We start from the raw sequence: 21,660 nt of genomic DNA, 5'->3' as shown, positions 1-21,660 counted from the left end.
TGCAGGCAAGCCAGATAATCAGGATCCCGGTATCGGATCAACCATGATCTGGGGTGCTGCCGGCAATTTGGGCGGAACATTGTCGGCAGCGATTGATGCCTGCAAGACCGTACTAGGCGTCGCTGGCGGTTCGCCGCGTTCGATCGCGTCTACAAACTGCATTCCGGACATGACCCGTCCGAAGACCGTATATTTATTGTCCAGACTGAAGCGTGGCTGGAAGCAGATGAAGAACTGGCTGTTGGCCGAATCGGGTTCGGTGGCCCGTGCCATCGACACCGTGCCGCGCAAATGGGGCATTTTGTTGAATTCGGCCTTCAAATCGGGAAGCGGCGAGCCGCCCTGGCCTGTGCCCGTCGGGTCGCCTGTTTGCGCCATGAATCCGTCAATCACCCGGTGGAAGACGACACCATTGTAAAAGCCCTGACGCGCAAGGGTCTTGATCCGGTCCACATGTGCAGGCGCAATTTCGGGATAAAGCTGGATCGTAACCCGGCCACCCGTCGACAGATCAAGGTGCAGGATGTTTTCGGGCAGGGCAGATGCCGGTGGAACTGGAACCGCAGGGATTGCTGCTGGCGCTTCCTGTGCCCAAAGCTTGCCTGGTACCAATAGGGTAAAAGCGAGGAAAAGCGCGGTTAAAGCACGGGCAATCGAGGGACATGCAGGCATAAAGATATGATCACTCCACTATGAGGTTGAGCCGCTATTAACGAAACCCGCTGTCGCTGTCATGAATGAAATGCATTTCAAACGCTTCCTCCGCCGCAAAGCACGCTTCGGCAAACTGTTGCATAAATGTTACATCCGCTGATATTTCATGCTGCACCCCAGCAATTTCTTTGCGTGAAAAGTGGATTTAGGTCAAAGCGGGGCCAATCTGGAAGCATTCCGCTCGCCTTGTCGTGTGCCCGACGCGCGCAAAAAGAGCAGAAATTCCGGAGCATTAACAAGTTTTGCAGCCGCGTCCGAGGCGTCTGCGTGACCCAAATAGCTTATGGAGGGCTATACCGTGAAAACTACACGTATACATAAATTGAAATATGCCGCAGCGCCGCTTGCGATCGGTCTGGCGTTGATCTCGACGCCGTCATTCGCGCAAGATGCAGCTGACGAAGAAGAGCCAGCCGGTGAAATCGTTGTTACCGGTTCGCTGATTCAGAACCCCAACCTCGTGCAGTCGACTCCGGTCAACGCAACGACCGCAGACGAAATCGATCTTCTGCAGTCGAACGTTGCTGAAGAAGTCCTGCGCGAACTGCCTGGCGTCGTCCCCAGCATCGGTTCGGCCGTGAACAACGGTAACGGTGGTGCATCTTATGTCGACCTTCGTGGTCTGGGTTCGATCCGTAACATCGTTCTGCTCGACGGACAGCGCATTGCACCTTCGGGTTTGCTTGGCCGCGTCGACTTGAACAACATTCCGCTCGCTCTGGTTGAGCGCGTTGACGCCCTGACCGGTGCGGCTGTGACCACTTACGGTGCAGACGCTATCACGGGTGTTGTCAACTTCATCACCCGCAAGGATTTTGCAGGCGTTGAAATTTCGGCCGGTACGCAGCTGACCGAAAAGGGTGACGGACACACTGTTCGTATCGACGCAACTGTTGGTGGTAACTTTGATGATGGCCGCGGTAATGCGGTCTTGTCGATAGGCTACCAGCAGTCGGATCCTATTTATCAAGGCGACCGTGATTTCGCGAATTTCCAAATCAGCAGTTATACAGGCGGCACAGCCGGTTCGGGGACATCAATACCTTCGCGTTTTTCAGGCACGCGGCCGATTGACCCACTAACCGGACTGCCCAGCATTGACCCCACGGTTGCGAATGGTGGCGTGCGGCAGGTCAACGCATCGGGAGCAGCTGTACCAACGTTCCAAACATTCAACTTCAATCCGTTCAATATTTTCCAGACGCCGTTCAAGCGCTTCAATATATTTGCCCAAGGCAATTATGAAATCTCTGATGCCGTTGAGATTTATACACGGGGCATGTTCTCTAAGAATACTGTCGATACCATTATCGCACCGTCGGGCTCGTTTGGCGGAACCGTGACGATCAACCTGAACAACCCCTATCTGCCGTCGACATTGCGCAACCAATTCTGCGCATTCAACACATCGACTGTCGCTTCGGGTCTCTACACTCCACGGTTTACTCCCGCGCAATGTGCGGCGGCGGCGACTGCAACCGGTCGTACGGATCCGAATTACCGCGAAGTTACAGTTACGCTGAATCGCCGAACTTCGGAAGTCGGTCCACGTATTTCAAACTACCAGACCACAATCTTCGATTACCGTATCGGCGCACGTGGCAGCATCTCCGAAAGCATCGACTGGGATATCAGCGGAGCATATGGCGAGTCTGAAAATGTGCAGACAATCAAAAATTACACGCTTCAATCGCGATTCCGTCAAGCGACATTGGCTGACAATACAACGACATGTCAAACTGCTACCGCAGGATGTGTGCCTGTTAATCTGTTCGGTCCAGAAGGTTCGATCACGCCAGCAATGGCGGCATTTTTGACTGCCGATTCGAGTACCGTAGTACGTACTACACTTGCGCAAGTGCGCGGTACAATTTCGGGTGACATTGGATTTACTGCGCCTTGGGCTGGGGAAGCTGTTGGCTTCGCCGTCGGCGGTGAATATCGCAAATACGGAGCGACTCAATCTTCAGATTTGTTAGCTCGTACGCCCGGAGAACTCGGTGGTGCAGGCGGTGCAGCGCCTAATATCGATGGTGGTTATGACGTTTATGAAGCATTCGGTGAAATCATTGCACCGATTGTTTCGGACAAGCCATTGTTCCACAGTCTTACACTTGAAGCAGGGCTGCGTTATTCTTCATACAAGGTCAACGCCGCAGGCAGTCCGAAAAATGACACTTGGACATGGAAAGTCGGCGGAAGTTGGGAGCCAGTAGAATCGTTGAAGATTCGCAGCAACTATAGTCGCGCTGTCCGTGCGCCGAATATCAACGAATTGTACTTTCCGGCAACCGTCGGTCTGACTAATTTGGCGATCGATCCATGCTCCGGTGCGGCACCGACTCTCAATCCTAACCTCAGTGCTATTTGTATTGCTCAAGGCGCTCCGGTGGGTTCGATAGGGTCGATCACCAATCCAACTGCTGCCCAAGCAAATATTACTACGTTTGGAAGTATTAATCTCTCACCGGAAACTGCAGATACGTTGACGCTGGGTGCGGTATTCCAACCCGATTTCATACCCGGATTCAGTATGTCGCTCGATTATTATAACATCAAAATAAAGGATGTTATTGGTGCGGCGTTACCGGGTGATTTGATCGGTGCCTGCTTTGGAACAATCACTGCAGCTAGCGCAACAAGCGCGGATTGTACTGTAATTCGTCGTAATCCGATTACGGGGGGCTTAGATGGCGACCCGGCAACTACGGCAGGTCTCTTTGGCCCTATCACCAACCAAGGTAAGTTGAAAACGGATGGGATCGACTTGTTGGCTAATTGGAAGGGTGACATCGGATTTGCTGATCTTTCGCTCGCTTTTGTTGGTAACTGGACGAACTCGTCGAAATTTCAATCGCGCCCCGGCGGATTGAACCGAGAGTGCGTAGGTTACTACAGCGTCAATTGCTCTTTCACGGGTTCAATTCAGCCTGAGTTCCAGACTTCGACCCGCGCAACTTTTGGCTTTGAGGACGTTGATCTGTCGTTCTTGTGGCGTTGGACTGATGCTGTGCAGTTTGAGCCGCAGCAACTTGCCGATGACTTGGTCGTAGCTAACGCTACAGGATGCACGGATCCGAACGGCGCCGACCCTGATGGCTGTATGGTCAACCCTGAGTTCCGTAACATTGGGGCCGAACATTATTTCGACCTCACGGCACGTTGGAATGCGAGCGATAACTTCTCGTTCACATTCACCATCCAGAACCTGCTGAACAATAAGCCGAAGGTTGTGGGTAACACGATCGGTGCGACTTCGTTCAACAGCGGTAACGTCTATCCGTCGACCTACGACGCGCTGGGCCGCCGCTTTGGCGTTGCAGCCAAGCTGACCTTCTAATCCGGTCAACTACCAAATTTGAAAGGGGGCGGGCAGCAATGTCCGCCCCTTTTTTTATGCTCTTTTTGCGGCTGGCGATGCGTCAAATCCGCATTAACCACTGTTGCAGAAATGCTACAGGACCTGAAATATCCTGACGTGAATTAGCAATTTCTTTGTGCAGAAAAAGGAATTGGGTCAAAGAACCCTCGTTCCGGAGGCGTAACCTACGCCTTGCCGCGTGCCCGACGCGTGCAGATTAAGCAGAAGTTCCGGGGCATCAACAAGCTTTGCAATTGTAACTCGCAGGCGCGTGACGCGCGTCTGCGCGACCCAAAAGCTTATGAAGGGATATACCGTGAAAACTACACGCACCTACAAATTGAGATATGCGGCAGCCCCGCTTGCTATCGGCCTGGCATTGCTGTCGACGCCATCATTCGCGCAGGAAGCTGCCGACGAAGAAGACAGCGCAGGCGAAATCGTTGTGACAGGATCGCTGATCCGCAATCCAAACCTTGTCCAATCGACCCCCGTCAACGCCACCACGGCGTATGAAATCGATTTGCTCCAGTCCAACGTCGCCGAAGAAGTCCTGCGCGAACTACCTGGGGTTGTCCCCAGCATCGGTTCGGCCGTCAACAACGGTAATGCCGGTGCATCCTATGTCGACCTTCGCGGCTTGGGTTCGGAACGCAATATTGTTCTGCTGGATGGCCAGCGCATTGTACCGGCCGACCTGCAAGGGCGTGTCGACTTGAACAATGTTCCGCTCGCTCTTGTTGAACGCGTTGATGCCCTGACAGGCGCGGCTGTGACCACTTATGGTGCGGACGCGATCACCGGTGTTGTCAACTTCATCACGCGCAAAGATTTCGCGGGTGCTGAAATTTCCGGCGGCAGCCAGTTGACCGAGAAAAGCGATGGCCACACATTCCGCATCGATGCCACGGTGGGCGGCAATTTCGACGATGGTCGCGGCAACGCCGTTCTCTCGATCGGTTATCAGCAGGCTGATCCGGTATTCCAGGGCGACCGTGATTTTTCGTTTGAACAGATCAGCAGCTTTACAGGCGGCGCAGGCGGTTCCGGTACCGCGGTTCCATCACGCTTTTCTGGCACTCGTCCGTTAGACCCTGCTACGGGGCTTCCCAGCGTCGATCCGACCGTACAGAACGGAGGCGTAAGGCAGGTTAATGCCGCAGGCGCAGCTGTTGCGCCTTTTGCCTCGTTCAATTTCAATCCGTTCAACGTGTTCCAGACTCCGTTCAAGCGTTTCAACATATTCGCCCAGGCGAACTATGAAATTTCGGATGCGGTGGAGGTGTACACGCGCGGTATGTTCTCCAAAAATACCGTCGACACGATTATTGCACCTTCAGGTGCATTTGGCGGATCTGTAAATATCAATCTGAACAATCCGTTTTTGCCCGCAACATTGCGGAACCAGTTTTGTGCATTTGACGTCAACCCGCGTGAAGACATTTACACGCCGCGGTTTACGCCCGCGCAATGCGCTGCAGCCGCAACAGCTACGGGACGTTCGGATCCGAACTATCGCGAAATCGGTTTGGGTGGCTTCGTCGCATTCGACGTAAACAATGACGGGATATTGGCTGCAAAAGAAGGTTTCGATCCAAATCCTGCCATTACCCTTAATCGCCGGACGCCAGAGGTAGGTCCGCGTATTTCAAACTATGTGACCACCGTCTTCGATTACCGCTTGGGCCTTCGCGGCGCCATATCGGACAGCATCGATTGGGACATCAGTGGCGCCTATGGCGAATCGGAAAATGCGCAGGCTATCAAGAATTTCACGCTGCAATCGCGCTTTCGTCAGGCGGCATTGGCAGACAGCGCGACGTCGTGCCAAAATTCATCCAACGGCTGCGTTCCGGTCAATCTCTTCGGACCTGAAGGTTCGATTACCCCCGAAATGGCGGCATTCCTGACCGCCGATTCGACGACCATAGTACGCACGACGCTGGCGCAGGTGCGTGGAACGATCTCGGGTGATGCGGGCTTTGCGTCGCCGTGGGCATCTGAAGCGGTCGGCTTTGCTGTTGGTGGTGAATTTCGTGAATATGGCGCGACCCAATCATCCGATTTGCTCGCGCAAACCCCGGGTGAACTGGGTGGTGCTGGCGGCGCAGCGCCCAATATTGACGGCAATTACAGTGTCTATGAAGCGTTCGGGGAAATCATCGCGCCGATCGTTGAAGACAAGCCGATGTTTCACAGCCTGACATTGGACGCTGGTCTTCGCTACTCATCCTATACGGTCAAGGGTGCGACGTCGCAGAACCAGACCACCACCTGGAAAGCGGGGGGTAGTTGGGAACCTGTGGAATCGTTGAAGTTCCGCGGAAACTATAGCCGTGCGGTCCGTGCACCAAATATCGGGGAGCTGTTCACGCCGCAGACCGTTGGACTTACCAATCTTTCCATCGATCCCTGCGCTGGTGCGGCGCCGACATCCAACGCGAATTTGCGGGCCATCTGTATTGCACAGGGTGCGCCTGTCGGGTCCATCGGTTCGATCACGAACCCGACAGCAGGGCAGGCCAATCTTACCGTTGGAGGCAATCTGGACCTGAAGCCGGAAAAGGCCGATACGCTGACCCTTGGTTTTGTGTACCAGCCGGACTTCGTTCCCGGTTTCAACGTGTCGCTTGATTATTACAACATCAAGATCGACAGCGTGATCGGTACAGCGTTGCCGGGGGATATTATCGCGGCTTGTTTCGGCGCTATTTCGGCATCAAGCGCGACAAGCGCGGCGTGTACAAATATCCGCCGCAACCCCCTCACAGGCGGCCTTGATGGCGATCCTGCAACCACAGGCGGGCTATTTGGTCCGACGAACAATCTAGGCAAATTGGCCACCGACGGTTTCGATCTTCTGGCGAATTGGAAGGGAAATATCGGCGCCGCCGACCTCACGCTGTCGTTCGTTGGGAACTGGACACGCTCATCAAAATTCAACGCAAACCCCAGCGATCCAGGCTCTTTGAACCGCGAATGTGTGGGTTTCTACTCGGTCAACTGCTCATTCACGGGATCCATTCAACCCGAATTTCAAACGTCGACCCGAGTAACTTTTGGATATAAGGATGTCGACCTTTCCTTCTTGTGGCGCTGGATGGATGCCGTTCAATATGAACCTGCCCAACTTGAGGCTGAACGCGCCGCAGCAGACGCAGCTAACCGAAATGACGCAGGTGTGTTGTTGCCGATCAATCTGGCACAGATTGGAAAACCAGGCTTTCAAGGCTGTCCTAACTTTGAAACGACCGATGAAGGCGGTTGCCTGGTCGAAGAAGGCTTCCGCCGGATTGGTGCCGAGCACTATTTCGACCTGACAGCTCGATGGAATGCGAGCGACAATTTCTCGTTCACCTTCACCATCCAGAATCTTTTGGACAACAAACCTAAGCTGGTAGGTAATACGATCGGTTCGACCGCATTTAACAGCGGTAATGTCTTCCCGTCGACATATGACGCGTTGGGCCGCCGTTTTGGCGTCGCAGCCAAGTTGACTTTCTAATTCGGTAAGATGTGAAATAACGAAGGGACGGGCAGCGATGTCCGCCCCTTCTTTTACCTGAAGCCCACTTGACAACCCGGCACCCAATGAGCCTAGTCCATCTGTGATTAGCTCCGATCTCGAAGCCGCTGCGGCACTATCCCAAACCGCTCTGGTCCGCGGAATAGGGGACGCCTATGACCATGCTATCGTTGCATTGGCTCATTCGGCGCGCGGTGAGTTTGCCAAAGCGGACGCATTATTCCAGCATGCCCTATCGCTTGAACCTGGTAACCCGTCCACGCTTACCAGCTTGGCTATCCATTACCGCAATCAAGACAGGAACCGCGAAGCCGTGCTGGCATGTGACGAGGCCATTCGTCACTACCCCGATTATGCAGATGCATGGCTGGAGCGCGGTGCAATTTTGGCCGCCGGCGGGTCGAGTGCAATGGCCCGGGACAGTTTTGGAAAGGCCACGCAACTCGCCCCCCATAATCCATCAGCGCATGCAGGCCTTGCATCGCTAGCGGCACGTGAAGGGGATGCTGAAACTGCCCGCGAACATGCGCAACGCGCATTGGCAATCGACCCCACCCACGCGGTCGCCACTAACGCACTGGCGCGTGCTGAATTGCGTTCCGGCGCGCTAGAAAAGGCGCGAGCTCTGCTGGACGGACTCATCCCGCGGCTAAGTTATCCAAGTCTCGAGCGAAGCATTGCGCATTCGCAAATGGGAGATGTTTGCCACCACAAGTCAGACCATGCCGGGGCGTTTCGTCATTTTTCAGCATCAAATGCCGATTTCGCCGCCATCCACGAAAATCGAACCACGGGAAATTTGGATAATCGGGCTTTCGTCGAGGCCTTGCTTACAGGTTTGGCTCCCATTGATGAAGGTGCTTGGCAAAAAGCGAATGGCGATCAGCCAGCGCACGCAGCCCAACGCCATGTATTTTTGATCGGTTACCCTCGTTCCGGTACAACTTTGGTCGAAAATATCCTCGCGTCGTTACCCGGTGTTGCAGCTCTTGAAGAGCGCCCAACTCTTTACGATGCCGATATTGAGTTTATCGCGGGTAACGCCAGCCAAATCGCGGAAGGCTTGAAGCGCTTTTCCGAATTAGACGCTTCAGATTTGGCGCAATACCGGAAGGCTTATTGGGACAAAGTTGTCGCTTCAGTTGTTCCTGCAGGTTCGCCCTGCTTTGTGGATATGGACCCTCTGAAAGCAACAAGATTGCCATTCATTGCGCGGCTATTTCCTGATGCGCGTATTTTGGTCATGCGGCGCGATCCGCGCGATGTTGTTTGGAGTTGCTTCCGTACAAACTTTGCCATGAGCAGCGGAACGCTCGAATATACCAGTTTGGAACGCACGGCTCTGCATTATGATGCGCTTATGCGTCTCACAGAACTGGCCTTGCAACGCCTTCCAGTAAACGCCCACTTTGTCCAATATCACAGATTGGTGCAGGATTTTGAAACCGAAACAAAAGCCATGTGCGCTTTCGTCGGGCTCGAATGGAGCGAAGCGGTGCGCGATTTCGACCGCACTGCCACAAAGCGGGGCGTAAGCACAGCGAGTGTGGCACAGGTCAATCGCGGCCTGTATGATGGAACGCGGCAATGGGAACCATATGCTCAATATCTTGAACCGGTCTTGCCGATCTTGGAGCCGTGGCTCGTTAAATTCGGATATGAAATCTAAATCAACGGATGTGGCAGATTGAGGTCGATGCCCGAAGTTTCCGCGACCTGCTGCGCCCATTTCAATATGGTGTCGATTTCTTCGCCATAGGCCGCTCGTGCGGCGGCATGCTCGGCTAGGCGATCCTCGGTGGTAAACGATCCACCAAATTTGCTGTGCGTGCTAAATGCAGGGTGGCCTTTGATCTCGGCTTCAGTCACCGCGATGCCAAAATGGCGCGCCGCAGCCATAAGGGCTGACTGCGGGTCTCGCGTTAATTGTTCACTATCCAGTGTCGCGATACGGGTCGGGCCATATTTGTCCGCTAGCTGTCGAAATAAATGCTGCTGCGCTAGCCAGCCAACGGCCGCGATTTGCAGATCCGATTGGCGGAAAAAATCGGCGGGCTCAAATCCCAGATCGACTAGGCCGTCGGTCAGTAAACCTTCCAGCAATTCGCGGCACCATAATCGACACCAAAGACCTTTGCGGGCAACGGAAACAAGGAAAACAGGAAGAGGTGCGTGGAGCAAAACTGCATTGCTGTTCGGACGCATAGCAAGGGTGACTGGCATCAAGGCATTGAACACATTGGACGGTTTTATAATAACGGTATGATCGTTGCCGATTGGACGTGCCAGCATATGCAGTGCGTGATCCAATCGTTCGGCTACCGCAGAGGAAGGTGCCCCGCGTCGGCGATAACCAACAATATCGTTGAGAAGGACCGGTTCTTTCAAACCCATGGACAGCCCAGGAAGATTGAACCCCTTGGCCAAAAGGGTCGAAGCGCAGAAGGCCGAATGGATGATGAAGTGCAGACCGTTATTTTTGGAAACCAACTGCATCGCGTCATGTCTAAGAACAACGACAGGCTTAGACTCTGCGCCCAAATAATCGTCTGTCAAAAATGTCGCTGCATCCTGGACTTCACGGGTGAGATGGCGCAAGTGATAAGTGTCGGCTTCCGCATCATAGCGATGCGCAAGCCATTCGCCATTGGCCAAAATCGGTTCGAGCGCGTTCAATGCCATGATGTCGGGGACCTTGCCGTTTGTCCCTGTAAATGGCAAGTGGGACAGCGATGGACCAGAAAACACCGCCGGCCGAAGCGGCCCGACTGAACAGCGCCGGAATGCAGGCTCTGCGTGCACAAAGCTTTGCCGAGGCAGAGCGCCTTTTTGTCGAGGCTGTGGGACATGATTCTGCAGCAAGCGCTTTATGGCGCAATGTCGCCGCTGCCCGACGTGCTCAAGGCAATGATGCCGGGGAGTTACAGGCACTAGAGGCGGCGATAAGCGTCGACCGGGTGGATTTTATGGCATGGCTTAGGAAGGCAGAGCTGCACCAACGCCGCCTAGAGGAAGCCGAAGCCTTAGAGGCATGGCAAGCTGTGCTGCAACTGGCCGCACAGGCGGGAGAATTGCCGCCTGCAGTGGGCGACGCTTTGTCGGTCGGACGTGCATTCGTTGAAAATGCAATGGCACGGATCGCCTCGGCGGTTGAAAGCGAGTTACAACCATTCCAGCTTACTATGGATGAAACTGAGAAGCGTCGAAGCGGCGCTTTTGTGGATCTCGCCTTGGGACGGCGACGTACCTATTTCAACCAATGCGAAGGCCTCTACTATCCTTTCCTTCCAGCTGATGAATTTTTTGACCGACGTCATTTTACGTGGATGCCGGAGGTCGAGGCTGCAACTGCGGATATTCGAGAAGAATTTCTGGCATTGCACGCTGATCCAGGAGACACGCTGCGTCCCTATGTGCGCATGGATAGCGGGATTCCGGACAATAAATGGTCGCCCTTGGATCATTCACTGGATTGGGGCGCCTGCTTTTTATGGGAATATGGCAAGCCGAATTTGCCGGTACTCGACCGTTGTCCAAAGACCGCAGCAGCTTTGGCATCTCTGCCGTCCGCTCATATCCCGGGAAGATCGCCCAGCGCCTTTTTCTCGTTACTCAAACCCCGCACACGCATTCCTCCGCACACGGGTGTTACGAACACGCGGGCGATCATCCATTTACCTTTGATCGTACCTGTAGACTGCGGTTTTCGGGTGGGTGGCGAAACGCGGGAATGGTGTGAAGGCGAGGCTTTTGCATTTGATGACACGATCGAGCATGAGGCTTGGAACAATAGTGACGAGTTACGTGTGGTTCTGATCTTCGACGTTTGGAATCCGCATTTGACAGCTGCCGAGCACGATCTCATTACCCGCTATTATAACGCGGCGGACGCAACAGGCCTGAATCCAGCAAATTGATACCGATTGCATTCGACAAACGACGCCTTCCTGCGATTGCGACCGCTCTATTTGCATGATACACCTCTCCAATAATCATACCCAAGGAATCTCTCATGCGTCACATTTTCTTTGCTCTTGCCTTCACCACATCACTGTCGGTGTCGCCGGTTTTTGCCAACGATGAAGCTGCAAAACCTACGACCACAGCGTCTGATCCCGATCAGGTTATCCGCTGCCGCAAGGTCGAAGTAACCGGTTCGCTCGTCAAGAAGGGCAAAGTGTGCAAGACCATCGCGGAGTGGAAACAGATTCAGGCAAATGGTAATCGCACCGCGCGCGCGATTGCTGAAAGCGGGAACGTATGTGCAGGCGGGTCCTGCGGTAACGGCAACTAATATATGACCAGGGAGGCAACGTTTCGCGTCGCCTTCGTTGTCTGGATAGCGGCGCATGCTGTCGCGGCCAATCCTGCTGCTGCGCAAGTAGCAGCAACCGCAGTCGCCCCTGACGATCCTGACCAACAGATTAAATGCAAGAAATTTGCGGCTGTGGGTTCAATCATCCGCAAAGTTAAAGTCTGCAAAACCTTAGCCGAGTGGCGACGCTCCCAGCAGGCAGGCAATGACGCTGCCCGTGCGATTGTCGGCGAAAATGTCTGCTCGGGCGGTGAGTGCCGTGGATATGAACCTCCGGACGCACAGCCTTAACACGAGCAACTTTCCGCAAAGGGGCTAGACGGCGAGCGCCAATGCTCCGTCGCCCTCGTCCACCTTAACGGTTGCACCATCCGGGATTTCACCGCGCAGTAGCATGTCTGCGAGTGGATCCTGCAAGTAACGCTGGATGGCGCGTTTCAATGGACGGGCACCATAGACCGGATCATATCCAACCCGCCCTAACCAAGCTTTCGCTTTGTCAGTCAGCGCCAGTTCGATCTTTCGGTCTTTCAGTAGCTTCTGCACCCGCTTGACCTGTATTTCGACGATCGGCGCCATATGTTCGGCGGCGAGACGGTGGAACAGGATAATCTCGTCTAGACGGTTCAGAAACTCAGGACGGAAGTGGCTCCGAACAATTTCCATAACCTGCGGTTCGACATCTTTCACATCCTGACCATCTTCCAAGCCTGCCAGATACTGACTACCCAGATTTGACGTCAGAATGATGAGCGTGTTTGAAAAATCAACAGTGCGCCCCTGTCCGTCGGTCAGTCGACCATCGTCGAGTACCTGCAACAGGATGTTGAAGACATCACTATGGGCCTTTTCGACCTCGTCAAACAGGACGACCTGATAAGGCCGACGCCGTACAGCCTCGGTCAACACACCGCCCTCTTCATAACCGACATAACCTGGAGGCGCGCCGACGAGACGCGACACGCTGTGCTTTTCCATGAACTCGGACATATCGATGCGGACCATGGCATTGTCATCGTCGAACAAAAAGCTCGCCAATGCTTTGGTCAGCTCGGTCTTGCCGACGCCCGTCGGGCCTAAAAACAGGAACGATCCCAATGGGCGGTTCGGGTCCTGCAACCCAGCGCGACTGCGGCGTACCGCTTTGGATACGGCCTCGACGGCATCTTTCTGTCCAATCACCCGGCTCCCGATCAACTCCTCCATATTGAGCAGTTTGTCGCGCTCGCCTTCAAGCATCTTGTCGACTGGAATACCCGTCCAGCGGCTAACGACACTGGCTATATCTTGTGCTGTTACCTCTTCGCGCAGCATTGCATTGCCTGCCGCCGCCTCGGCTTCTTCCAGCTGCTTCTCAAGGCCGGGGATGGTGCCATATTGCAGTTCACCCGCCTTGGCGAGGTCGCCGCCACGCTGTGCCTGTTCCAGCTCAATACGCGCGGCATCGAGCTGCTCCTTGATTTTGGCTTCTGCCGAGATCTTTTCCTTCTCCGCCTGCCAGCGTTGCGTCAGACCTGTGGACTGTTGTTCGAGATTGGCAAGCTCATTCTCAAGCGCCGCAAGTCGGTCTTTGGACGCGTCGTCGCTTTCCTTTTTCAGCGCTTCGCGCTCAATCTGCAATTGCATAATCCGGCGGTCGAGATTCTCAATTTCCTCCGGCTTGGATTCTACCTCCATCCGCAACCGCGACGCGGCTTCGTCCATCAGGTCGATGGCTTTGTCAGGCAAAAAACGGTCCGAAATATAGCGATGTGATAAGCTAGCGGCGCTAACAAGTGCACCATCTGTTATTCGCACACCGTGGTGCAGTTCATATTTTTCCTTGAGCCCGCGAAGGATGGATATCGTGTCCTCTACGGTAGGCTCGCCAACGAAAACCGGCTGGAACCGGCGTTGCAGCGCGGGGTCTTTTTCGACGTGCTTTTGATATTCATCGAGTGTTGTCGCACCAATGCAGTGCAATTCGCCACGTGCTAGTGCGGGCTTAATGAGATTGGCGGCGTCCATCGCGCCTTCGCCTTTGCCCGCGCCAACCAGCGTGTGCATTTCGTCAATAAACAGGATGATGTCGCCCTCGGCCTGCTTAACCTCGTCCAGCACACCTTTCAGCCGTTCCTCAAACTCACCACGATATTTCGCGCCGGCGATCAAAGAACCCATGTCGAGCGACAGCAGCTTTCGATGCTTCAGGCTGTCGGGCACATCGCCATTGGCGATGCGGAGCGCAAGACCTTCGGCAATAGCGGTCTTGCCGACTCCGGGTTCACCGATCAGCACAGGATTATTCTTGGTCCGGCGGGCCAATATCTGGATCGTTCGACGTATTTCCTCGTCGCGACCGATTACGGGATCGAGCTTACCTGCGCGTGCAACCTCCGTCAGGTCGCGGGCAAATTTCTTGAGCGCGTCATAGCGGTCTTCTGCCCCGGCTGTGTCAGCGGTACGTCCACCGCGTAATTCGTTAATCGCTGCGTTCAGCCCTTCGGCATTTACGCCCGCAACTGCAAGCGCTTTGCCAGCTGCCGTCGTCGTGGCCAGCGCGAGTGCGAGCAGCAAGCGTTCAACGGTGACATAGCTGTCACCGGCCTTTTGCGCGACCTGCTCCGCTGCGTCCAGCACGCGTACAGAATCATTATCCAAGCCCGGCGTTTGTTGTGCGCCGCCGCCCGACACAGCGGGCACCTTTGCTAACGCGGCATCTGTCTCGCGCAGTGCGGTGGCTGCATCACCGCCCGCTGCCTTGATTAGGCCGGACGCCATGCCCTGCTCATCTTCGAGCAGCGCTTTGAGCAAATGCTCCGGGCTGATCCGTTGATGGCTCATACGGATGGCTACAGTTTGTGCGCTCTGCAGGAAGCCCTTGGCGCGGTCAGTAAATTTTTCGAGATTCATGCCCTCATTCCATCTTTCTCAATTGCTTCCCCATGGATGATTTAGGAAGCGCTCTTCAAAGATGTAATGTTGCATTTTTGCCACACAAGATGCGAGTGTGATTTTATTCCGCTCGCCAAGTTCGTGCCATCTCGTCGAGCAAGCGTACGCCCCATCCTGATGCTCCCTTCGGGTTAACTGGGCCTCCCTTGTCGGACCAGTTCACGCCTGCAATATCCAGATGTGCCCAAGGCGTTTCCTTGTTCACGAAAAAGCCGATGAATGTGGCACCCAGCCCAGCGCCTGGACCACCGCCCTCGACGACATTTTTGATATCGGCAATTTCTGATTTCATATCCTCGACATAATTTTTGTGCAGCGGCATCCGCCAGAGTTCTTCACCTGTGGCGCTTCCAGCTTTACTTAAGCTTGCAGCCAATTTTTCATCGCGGCTGAACAGGCCAGCATATTCATCACTGAGGGCGCCGACAATCGCCCCGGTCAATGTGGCCATGTTGATCAATGCAGCAGGTTTGCGGGTCGCCAGAACATATTCATTGGCATCGGCGAGCACCAGACGGCCTTCGGCGTCGGTATTCAAAATCTCAATGGTCTTGCCGCTCATGGTGCGGACCACATCGCCCGGGCGCGATGCGTTGCCGTCGGGCATATTTTCGGCCAACGCAGCCACGCCGATGACATTGACGGGTGCTTTCGATTTCGCGAGCGACAGCACCGCTCCCATGATATTGGCAGCGCCGGACATATCGGCTTTCATCGCCCACATGCCTGCACCGGGCTTGAGAGAAATACCGCCCGAATCAAAAGTAATACCCTTACCGACGAGAGCCAATGGCGCTTGTGCGCCTGCTCCGTTATACTCGACGAGCAACAAGCGGGACGGGCGCCGCGATCCTTGACCCACTCCGACAAGCGAACCCATATCCAATTTACGCATTGCGGCTTCATCAAGTACCTCAAACTTTACATTTGCCGTGGTTCCCATAGCGGCGCGCACACGGTCTACAAAGCTCTCGGGATAGATGACATTCGCAGGCTCGGTGGCGAGATCTCTGGCGAGAGCGACACCCTCGGCCAGGGCAGCATAGCGCGATTTCCATAGGGCCTCTGCGGCCGCTGAATCCGCACTCACCACCGTTACAGACTGCGATGGCGGTGCCTTTTTGTCGACCGTCTTGTATCGGTCGAAGCGATACTGGCCCAAAGCAAAACCCAGTGCTGCAGCTGCAGCTTCATTTTGTGTCAGGCCCCCCGCGAGCGCGACCGGTTGAGCTTCCTCCTTCAACTCTTGTGCGGCCTTACCCGCTGCATCACGTATATTAGCCGCGCGATCGCCTTCGTTGCCAGTGCCGGCAAGCAAAATGCGGGCATAGCCACCTATCCCCCGCAGCGAGAGCATGCTTCCCTGTTTGCCCTCATATTTCGCAGCCGCGATGGCGGTGTCTATTGCTTGCGCTGTCACGGGATCGATTGTGTTTGCTGGTAAGGACGCGTCGCGCATCGGAATAACCAAAACGCCGCTCGCCGGAACCGTCCCCGAAAATCCAATTGGGCGACCCGCCGAATTGGCTACAGTTGCGGGCGCTATTCCAGAACCTGCACTTACATTTTGGGCAAGAGCAGGCGAAGCAATGGCTGTTGCTAGAGCAAGGGCGATGAGGGGGCGGCGCATGGGGGACTTTCCTTTCCTTCAAACTTGGTTATGCCTCCCTTTATTAGGCGAACGGACCGATGATACAAGGTCACGTCGCGTGGGAGATTGGAATGCGGAAATTATTATGGGCGCTGTTGGCGCTGGTTGGTCTTGTCGCGGTCGCGGGACTGGTGTGGGAACCATTGGTCGCAACACAATATGCCGCCCCGGCACCCCGTAAATATGATGTTGAAATCGCGCGTGATTCTTTCGGTGTCCCGCATATCAATGGCAAAACCGACGCAGATGCGGCCTATGGCCTTGCCTATGCCCATGCCGAGGATGACTTTTCAACTATTGAAGATGTCGTAGCCATGACCCGTGGCCGCTACGGTGCCATTGCAGGTTCTGATGGAGCCAAGGTTGATTTTGTCCTCCATTTATTGGGCGCGCGTGAAACGGCCGATCGCCGTTATCTGGAGCTATCCCCGCAAGTACGTGCTGTTGCCGAAGCCTATGCCGCGGGTTTGAACCACTATGCTGAAAAGCATCCGCAAGAAGTTCGTCTGTCGAAACTGTTTCCAGTGACCGGCAAGGACATCGTCACGGGCTTTGTTCTGCGCGCACCCTTTTTCTATGGCCTCGACAGCACCATCGGTGCGCTGGCTGAGGGCAAGCCACAACCCAAGGAAAGTGCCGCGCGGATGACTCCAATCGGTCGTGATCCCGAAATGAACGGATCCAATGCCTTCGCCATCGCACCCAAACGTATGGCCGATGGTAAAACCTGGCTCATATCCAATTCGCATCAACCCTATGAAGGGCAGGTCGCTTGGTATGAAGCAGTGACCCATTCGAATGAAGGTCTGGACATGGCAGGCGCCCTGTTCCCGGGCTCGCCTTTTGTGCTGTTGGGACATAATCGCAATCTTGGCTGGACCAACACGGTAAACCGGCCGGATCTAATCGACGTCTACAAATTGGTATTGAATGAAGCAGGCGACAAATACCGCTTCGACGGTAAATGGCTGGCTTTGGATACCAAGCGCGTATGGTTGCCCGTAAAATTTGGACCATTTACCCTGCCGGTGCCGCAGACAGTGTACCGGTCGGTTCACGGACCTGTGATCAAGAACAAACGAGGCGCGTTCGCCATCCGCTATGCGGGTATCGACAATGTCAAACTGGTTGAACAATATTACCGGAATACGAAGGCCCGGAATTGGGAAGAGTGGGCTAAGTCGATGGCGATTGGCGGAATACCGGCGACCAATTTCATCTACGCCGACAAGACCGGTCGTGTAGCCTATATCTACAACGCGCTGTTTCCTGATCGGAAGCCAGGTTTTGACTACACCCAGGAATTGCCTGGCGATACGTCTGCGGCACTGTGGAATGGACCGGTCGAATTTGACCGCTATCCCAAGATCGTCGATCCGGCATCGGGCTTCGTTCAAAATGCTAACAACAACCCGTTTTTGGCCGCAGGGCCCGGATCGGAAATGAAGCCGTCGGACTATTCACCCTATCTCGGGATTGAACTCGGCATGACCAATCGCGGATTGCGCGCGACCGAACTGCTCTCGGCCGATAGCTCGATAACCCACGAAGAACTTTTGGCCATCAAGATGGACACGATATACAGCAAGAAAAGCTGGGTCGGTTCGTGGATTGCATCTTTTGCGGCGTTAGACCTGAAAGACGATCCCGAGCTGCTAAAAGCCCAGAAGCTTCTAGCGACATGGGATTGGACAAGCGATGGAAAGGGTGCCGCTGACGCCTTTGCTGAACGGGTCATCCGCTTGGGCGCGCGGCGGAACTGGCGCGGTGAGACCATGCCCGATCCACGCAAGACCCTCCGTGAAGCGGTAGACGAATTCCAGGAACGCTTCGGGCGCATTGATCCACCTTTGGCCGATATCCAGCGGCTGCGGCGTGGCAAGGCCGACATGGCGATGTTGGGTGGCACCGACACGTTGCGTGCGACAACCATGTGGGACGCCGAACAGCCGGACAAGAAAGTGCGCGTCCGGCACGGCGACAGCTTCATCATGTTGATCCGGTGGGACAAGGACGGCACGATTACATCGGAGTCAATCCAGCCATATGGCGCTGCGACCACCCGTCCGGAATCGCCCCATTATACCGATCAGATGAAATTGTTCGTGGAAGGAAAATACAAGCCGGTGCATTTTGAATGGGCCGACGCGGTCAAGGCATCGAAGCGCCGTTATCGCCCTTAAATGCCGTTTGTCGAAATATTGGCACCGTAACATTGTGTTTGGCCGCGTCCACGCTATCTTTCCGACTAATATTAAAGCTTTGGGAGCATATAATGGTTCGTAAATTCACACTCGCGCTGATGTTGTCCGGCAGTGCATTGATTTCCACTGCACCCGCATTGGCACAAGAGCCAGCGCCTGTTTCCAAACTGGTTGATGCGGTCAATATTCCGCATGAAAAATTCACGCTTCCCAACGGTCTGACCGTATTGGTGCATGAAGATCGCAAAGCGCCAATTGTGGCCGTATCTATCTGGTATGGAGTGGGTTCGAAGAATGAGCCTAAGGGCAAGACGGGTTATGCCCATTTGTTCGAGCATATCATGTTCAACGGCAGCGAGAACGCGCCGGGCGATTATTTTGAATATACCAAGAAAATCGGCGCAACCGATCTGAATGGAACGACATGGCTGGATCGGACCAACTATTTCCAGACGGTACCCACAACCGCGCTTGAGTCGGCGCTGTTTTTGGAAAGCGACCGTATGGGCTATTTGCTGAACGGCCTGACCAAGGAAAAGCTCGATAACCAGATCGGCGTTGTATCCAATGAAAAACGGCAGGGCGACAATCAGCCATTTGGACTTGTCGACTATAAGCGTTCGGAAACATTGTTTCCGGTTGGCCATCCATATCATCACGACACGATCGGTAGCCTTGAAGATTTGGCGGCAGCGTCGCTGGATGACATGAAGCTGTGGTTCACCGACCATTATGGCCCGAATAATGCCGTCCTTGTTCTTGCAGGTGACATTAACGCTGCGCAGGCAAAGCCGTTGGTCGAAAAATGGTTCGGTAGCATCAAGCGCGGTAAGGATGTGCCGCCGGTGAATGCGCCGATCCCGACGCTCGAAAAACCGATCAAGATTGTGATGAAGGACAAGATCCCTGCAACACGCATATATCGCAACTGGATTGTTCCAGGTCTTGCCGATCCGGACGCCAATGCACTTTACGTCGCGATGGCTGCGCTTGGTGGTCTCTCCAGCTCGCGGCTAGACAATATCCTCGTTCGGCAGGAACAAAGCGCGGTTTCCGTTGCTGCCTATATGCTGCCATTTGTACATGGTAGTCTCGTGAATATTCAGGTTGATGTAAAGCCCGGCGGCGATGCCGATGCGGTGGCGAAGCGGCTTGATGAAATCCTGTCCGAATTTGTCGCAAAAGGTCCGACCGCCGAAGAGGTGCAGCGCGTTGCGACCAGCACCATTGCACAGCAGATTGACGGGTTGGAGCAGGTGGGCGGTTTCGGCGGTAAAGCCGTCGCGCTCGCCGAAGGTCAACTTTATGTGGGTGATTCCAATTTCTACAAAAAGGAATTGCAGCGTCTTGCCGCAACGAAGCCCGAAACGGTTAAGGCGGCGATGGAGAAATGGTTGACGCGGCCGGTTCTTGAAATTCGCGTAGAGCCCGGTGAACGAGAAGCCTATCAGGAAGTTGCTGCCGGTTCGGGTATGCGTACGGGCACCTTATCGGCGCCTGCATTTTACTCTCCTCCGGGAAGTGAGGATCTCTCTGGAACGGTCGGGACTAGTTTCCAGGATCGTAGCAAGTTTCCGGAGCCAACCGGGACGCCTGCTCTCGACTTTCCCGCTGTTGAAGAAACTACGCTGAAAAATGGCATCAAAGTATTTTTCGCGCGTCGGGCTGCTGTGCCGACGGTGCGCGTCGCGGTAAGCTTCAACGCGGGATATTCTGCGGATCCTGTCGACAAACGGGGGATCGCGTCCATGATGTCAACCATGCTGTTGGAAGGCACAAAAACGCTCACTTCCACGCAGATCGCGGAAACTGAGGAAAAGCTTGGTGCGGATGTTAATGTCAATTCGTCGCTCGACCGCACGGTTGCGAGCCTGCGGGCAGTAAAGCCTAATCTGGCTCCGTCGCTCGACCTGTTGGCGGATGTAATCAAGAATCCGGCCTTCGACGAAAAGGAAATGGAGCGCGTTCGGGTACAACAACAGACACGCATCAAATCGGAAAACAATCAACCGCAGGGAATAGCCGTTCGGACGCTGCCGCCGCTACTCTACGGCAAGGGGCACCCCTATGGCGGCCCGCAAACCGGTAGCGGGTATCCAGAAACCGTTGCCACGATCACCAAGGCAGATGTATCGGCTTTCCATCAAAGCTGGGTCCATCCCGCAAAAGCCGAAATTTTCGTGGTCGGTGATACCAGCCTGAAGGAAATCAAGCCGCTCCTAGAAAAGCGTTTTGGCAATTGGAAAGCCGCTGGAGCCGCTGCTCCAGCGAAAAACTTCACGGCTGCGATACCAGCGGCGCAGTCCAAAATCCTACTGGTGGACCGCCCCAATTCACCGCAATCACTGGTGATGGCGGGCAAGGTGCTGGACGCCAAAGGTTCGGACGACCTATTGACATTGCGCGCTGCTAACGAGATTTTTGGCGGTGACTTCCTGTCGCGGATTAATATGGACCTGCGCGAAACGAAGGGCTGGTCTTATGGGGTTCGCTCTCAGGTGAACGGCGCAGAGGATCGTGTGCCGTTCTATATGTTTGCTCCAGTGCAGACTAACCAGACCGGACCATCGATTAAGGTGTTGATGGATCAGCTGAAGGATTTCAACGGATCAAAGCCCGTAACTCCTGACGAACTGGACAAGACGATCAAGGGCAATGTTCTTGAACTGCCTGGAAGCTATGAGCAGTCAGCGGCTGTGCTTGGTCAGATGCAGGCGGACCGGCTGAACAAGCGCCCGTTCGATTACGCTGAAACTATTGCGGCCAAATACACCGCTCTTACCGCGAAAGCATTAAACGATGAGATGCGGGCGAAGATCGATCCTTCGAAGATCACGTGGCTGGTCGTAGGCGATGCGGCAAAAGTGAAGCCACAACTTGAAGCGCTCGGTTTGCCGATTGAAATGGTCGGTGAAGCTGCTAACACAAGTGCAAGCAACAACGCTAAATAAGGAG

General features: G+C 54.7%; 12 protein-coding genes. 8 read left to right on the top strand and 4 right to left on the bottom strand.

All coding sequences use genetic code 11. The annotated features are described in order from the left end of the window. Positions 1 to 18: 18 nt before the first annotated feature. On the bottom strand, positions 19 to 672 hold the full coding sequence (locus tag EUU25_RS10930; protein WP_158900923.1) for a peptidylprolyl isomerase: 654 nt from the start codon (positions 670 to 672) through the stop codon (positions 19 to 21). Between the two features lie 340 nt (positions 673 to 1,012). Between EUU25_RS10930 and EUU25_RS10925 the strand changes: the two genes are divergently transcribed. From EUU25_RS10925 to EUU25_RS10915, 3 genes are all read left to right on the top strand, one after another. Then, on the top strand, positions 1,013 to 4,054 hold the full coding sequence (locus tag EUU25_RS10925; protein ID WP_158900921.1) for a TonB-dependent receptor domain-containing protein: 3,042 nt from the start codon (positions 1,013 to 1,015) through the stop codon (positions 4,052 to 4,054). 337 nt (positions 4,055 to 4,391) lie between these two features. After that, positions 4,392 to 7,580, top strand: coding sequence for a TonB-dependent receptor plug domain-containing protein (locus EUU25_RS10920; protein ID WP_158900919.1), 3,189 nt, complete (start codon positions 4,392 to 4,394; stop codon positions 7,578 to 7,580). Between the two features lie 103 nt (positions 7,581 to 7,683). After that, a complete protein-coding gene (locus tag EUU25_RS10915; protein WP_158900917.1) occupies positions 7,684 to 9,270 on the top strand; it encodes a tetratricopeptide repeat-containing sulfotransferase family protein in 1,587 nt (528 codons plus the stop codon). On the opposite strand, the gene EUU25_RS10910 is transcribed toward EUU25_RS10915, so the two are convergent. Next, the gene (locus tag EUU25_RS10910; RefSeq protein ID WP_246162689.1) at positions 9,267 to 10,283 is read right to left on the bottom strand and encodes a hypothetical protein; all 1,017 of its coding nucleotides are present in this window, start codon (positions 10,281 to 10,283) and stop codon (positions 9,267 to 9,269) included. The genes EUU25_RS10915 and EUU25_RS10910 overlap by 4 nt on opposite strands. 50 nt (positions 10,284 to 10,333) lie before the next feature. On the opposite strand from EUU25_RS10910, the gene EUU25_RS10905 reads away from it, so the two are divergent. From EUU25_RS10905 to EUU25_RS10895, 3 genes are all read left to right on the top strand, one after another. Next, positions 10,334 to 11,518: an aspartyl/asparaginyl beta-hydroxylase domain-containing protein gene (locus EUU25_RS10905; protein ID WP_246162687.1), complete on the top strand. Its 1,185-nt coding sequence runs from the start codon at positions 10,334 to 10,336 to the stop codon at positions 11,516 to 11,518. 95 nt (positions 11,519 to 11,613) lie between these two features. Continuing rightward, complete coding sequence (locus EUU25_RS10900; RefSeq protein WP_158900913.1) at positions 11,614 to 11,895, top strand: hypothetical protein; 282 nt, start codon at positions 11,614 to 11,616, stop codon at positions 11,893 to 11,895. A 3-nt stretch (positions 11,896 to 11,898) separates the two neighbouring features. Next, complete coding sequence (locus tag EUU25_RS10895) at positions 11,899 to 12,207, top strand: hypothetical protein (protein WP_158900911.1); 309 nt, start codon at positions 11,899 to 11,901, stop codon at positions 12,205 to 12,207. 24 nt (positions 12,208 to 12,231) lie between these two features. Here EUU25_RS10895 and clpB read toward each other — a convergent pair whose 3' ends face one another. Continuing rightward, a complete protein-coding gene (gene clpB, locus EUU25_RS10890; protein ID WP_158900909.1) occupies positions 12,232 to 14,808 on the bottom strand; it encodes an ATP-dependent chaperone ClpB in 2,577 nt (858 codons plus the stop codon). Positions 14,809 to 14,911: 103 nt separating this feature from the next. Next, positions 14,912 to 16,480, bottom strand: coding sequence for a leucyl aminopeptidase (locus tag EUU25_RS10885; protein ID WP_158900907.1), 1,569 nt, complete (start codon positions 16,478 to 16,480; stop codon positions 14,912 to 14,914). 92 nt (positions 16,481 to 16,572) lie between these two features. On the opposite strand from EUU25_RS10885, the gene EUU25_RS10880 reads away from it, so the two are divergent. Both EUU25_RS10880 and EUU25_RS10875 read left to right on the top strand, forming a co-directional pair. After that, positions 16,573 to 18,684 (top strand): penicillin acylase family protein, encoded by a 2,112-nt coding sequence (locus EUU25_RS10880; protein WP_158900905.1) that lies wholly within the window; start codon positions 16,573 to 16,575, stop codon positions 18,682 to 18,684. 92 nt (positions 18,685 to 18,776) lie between these two features. After that, positions 18,777 to 21,656 (top strand): M16 family metallopeptidase, encoded by a 2,880-nt coding sequence (locus EUU25_RS10875; protein WP_158900903.1) that lies wholly within the window; start codon positions 18,777 to 18,779, stop codon positions 21,654 to 21,656. Positions 21,657 to 21,660: the final 4 nt, after the last annotated feature.

The organism is Sphingorhabdus lacus (genome assembly GCF_009768975.1).
Taxonomy (GTDB): domain Bacteria; phylum Pseudomonadota; class Alphaproteobacteria; order Sphingomonadales; family Sphingomonadaceae; genus Sphingorhabdus_B; species Sphingorhabdus_B lacus.
The sequence above is the reverse complement of the archived record's forward strand: the minus strand, read 5'-3'. Positions and strand labels throughout refer to the sequence as shown.

Excerpts from the sequence above, each read along its gene's own strand:
- EUU25_RS10930 (WP_158900923.1), bottom strand. The coding sequence starts at position 672 with ATGCCTGCATGTCCCTCGATTGCCCGTGCTTTAACCGCGCTTTTCCTC.
- EUU25_RS10910 (WP_246162689.1), bottom strand. The coding sequence starts at position 10,283 with ATGGCATTGAACGCGCTCGAACCGATTTTGGCCAATGGCGAATGGCTT.
- EUU25_RS10905 (WP_246162687.1), top strand. The coding sequence starts at position 10,334 with ATGGACCAGAAAACACCGCCGGCCGAAGCGGCCCGACTGAACAGCGCC.
- EUU25_RS10900 (WP_158900913.1), top strand. The coding sequence starts at position 11,614 with ATGCGTCACATTTTCTTTGCTCTTGCCTTCACCACATCACTGTCGGTG.
- EUU25_RS10895 (WP_158900911.1), top strand. The coding sequence starts at position 11,899 with ATGACCAGGGAGGCAACGTTTCGCGTCGCCTTCGTTGTCTGGATAGCG.
- clpB (WP_158900909.1), bottom strand. The coding sequence starts at position 14,808 with ATGAATCTCGAAAAATTTACTGACCGCGCCAAGGGCTTCCTGCAGAGC.
- EUU25_RS10885 (WP_158900907.1), bottom strand. The coding sequence starts at position 16,480 with ATGCGCCGCCCCCTCATCGCCCTTGCTCTAGCAACAGCCATTGCTTCG.
- EUU25_RS10880 (WP_158900905.1), top strand. The coding sequence starts at position 16,573 with ATGCGGAAATTATTATGGGCGCTGTTGGCGCTGGTTGGTCTTGTCGCG.
- EUU25_RS10875 (WP_158900903.1), top strand. The coding sequence starts at position 18,777 with ATGGTTCGTAAATTCACACTCGCGCTGATGTTGTCCGGCAGTGCATTG.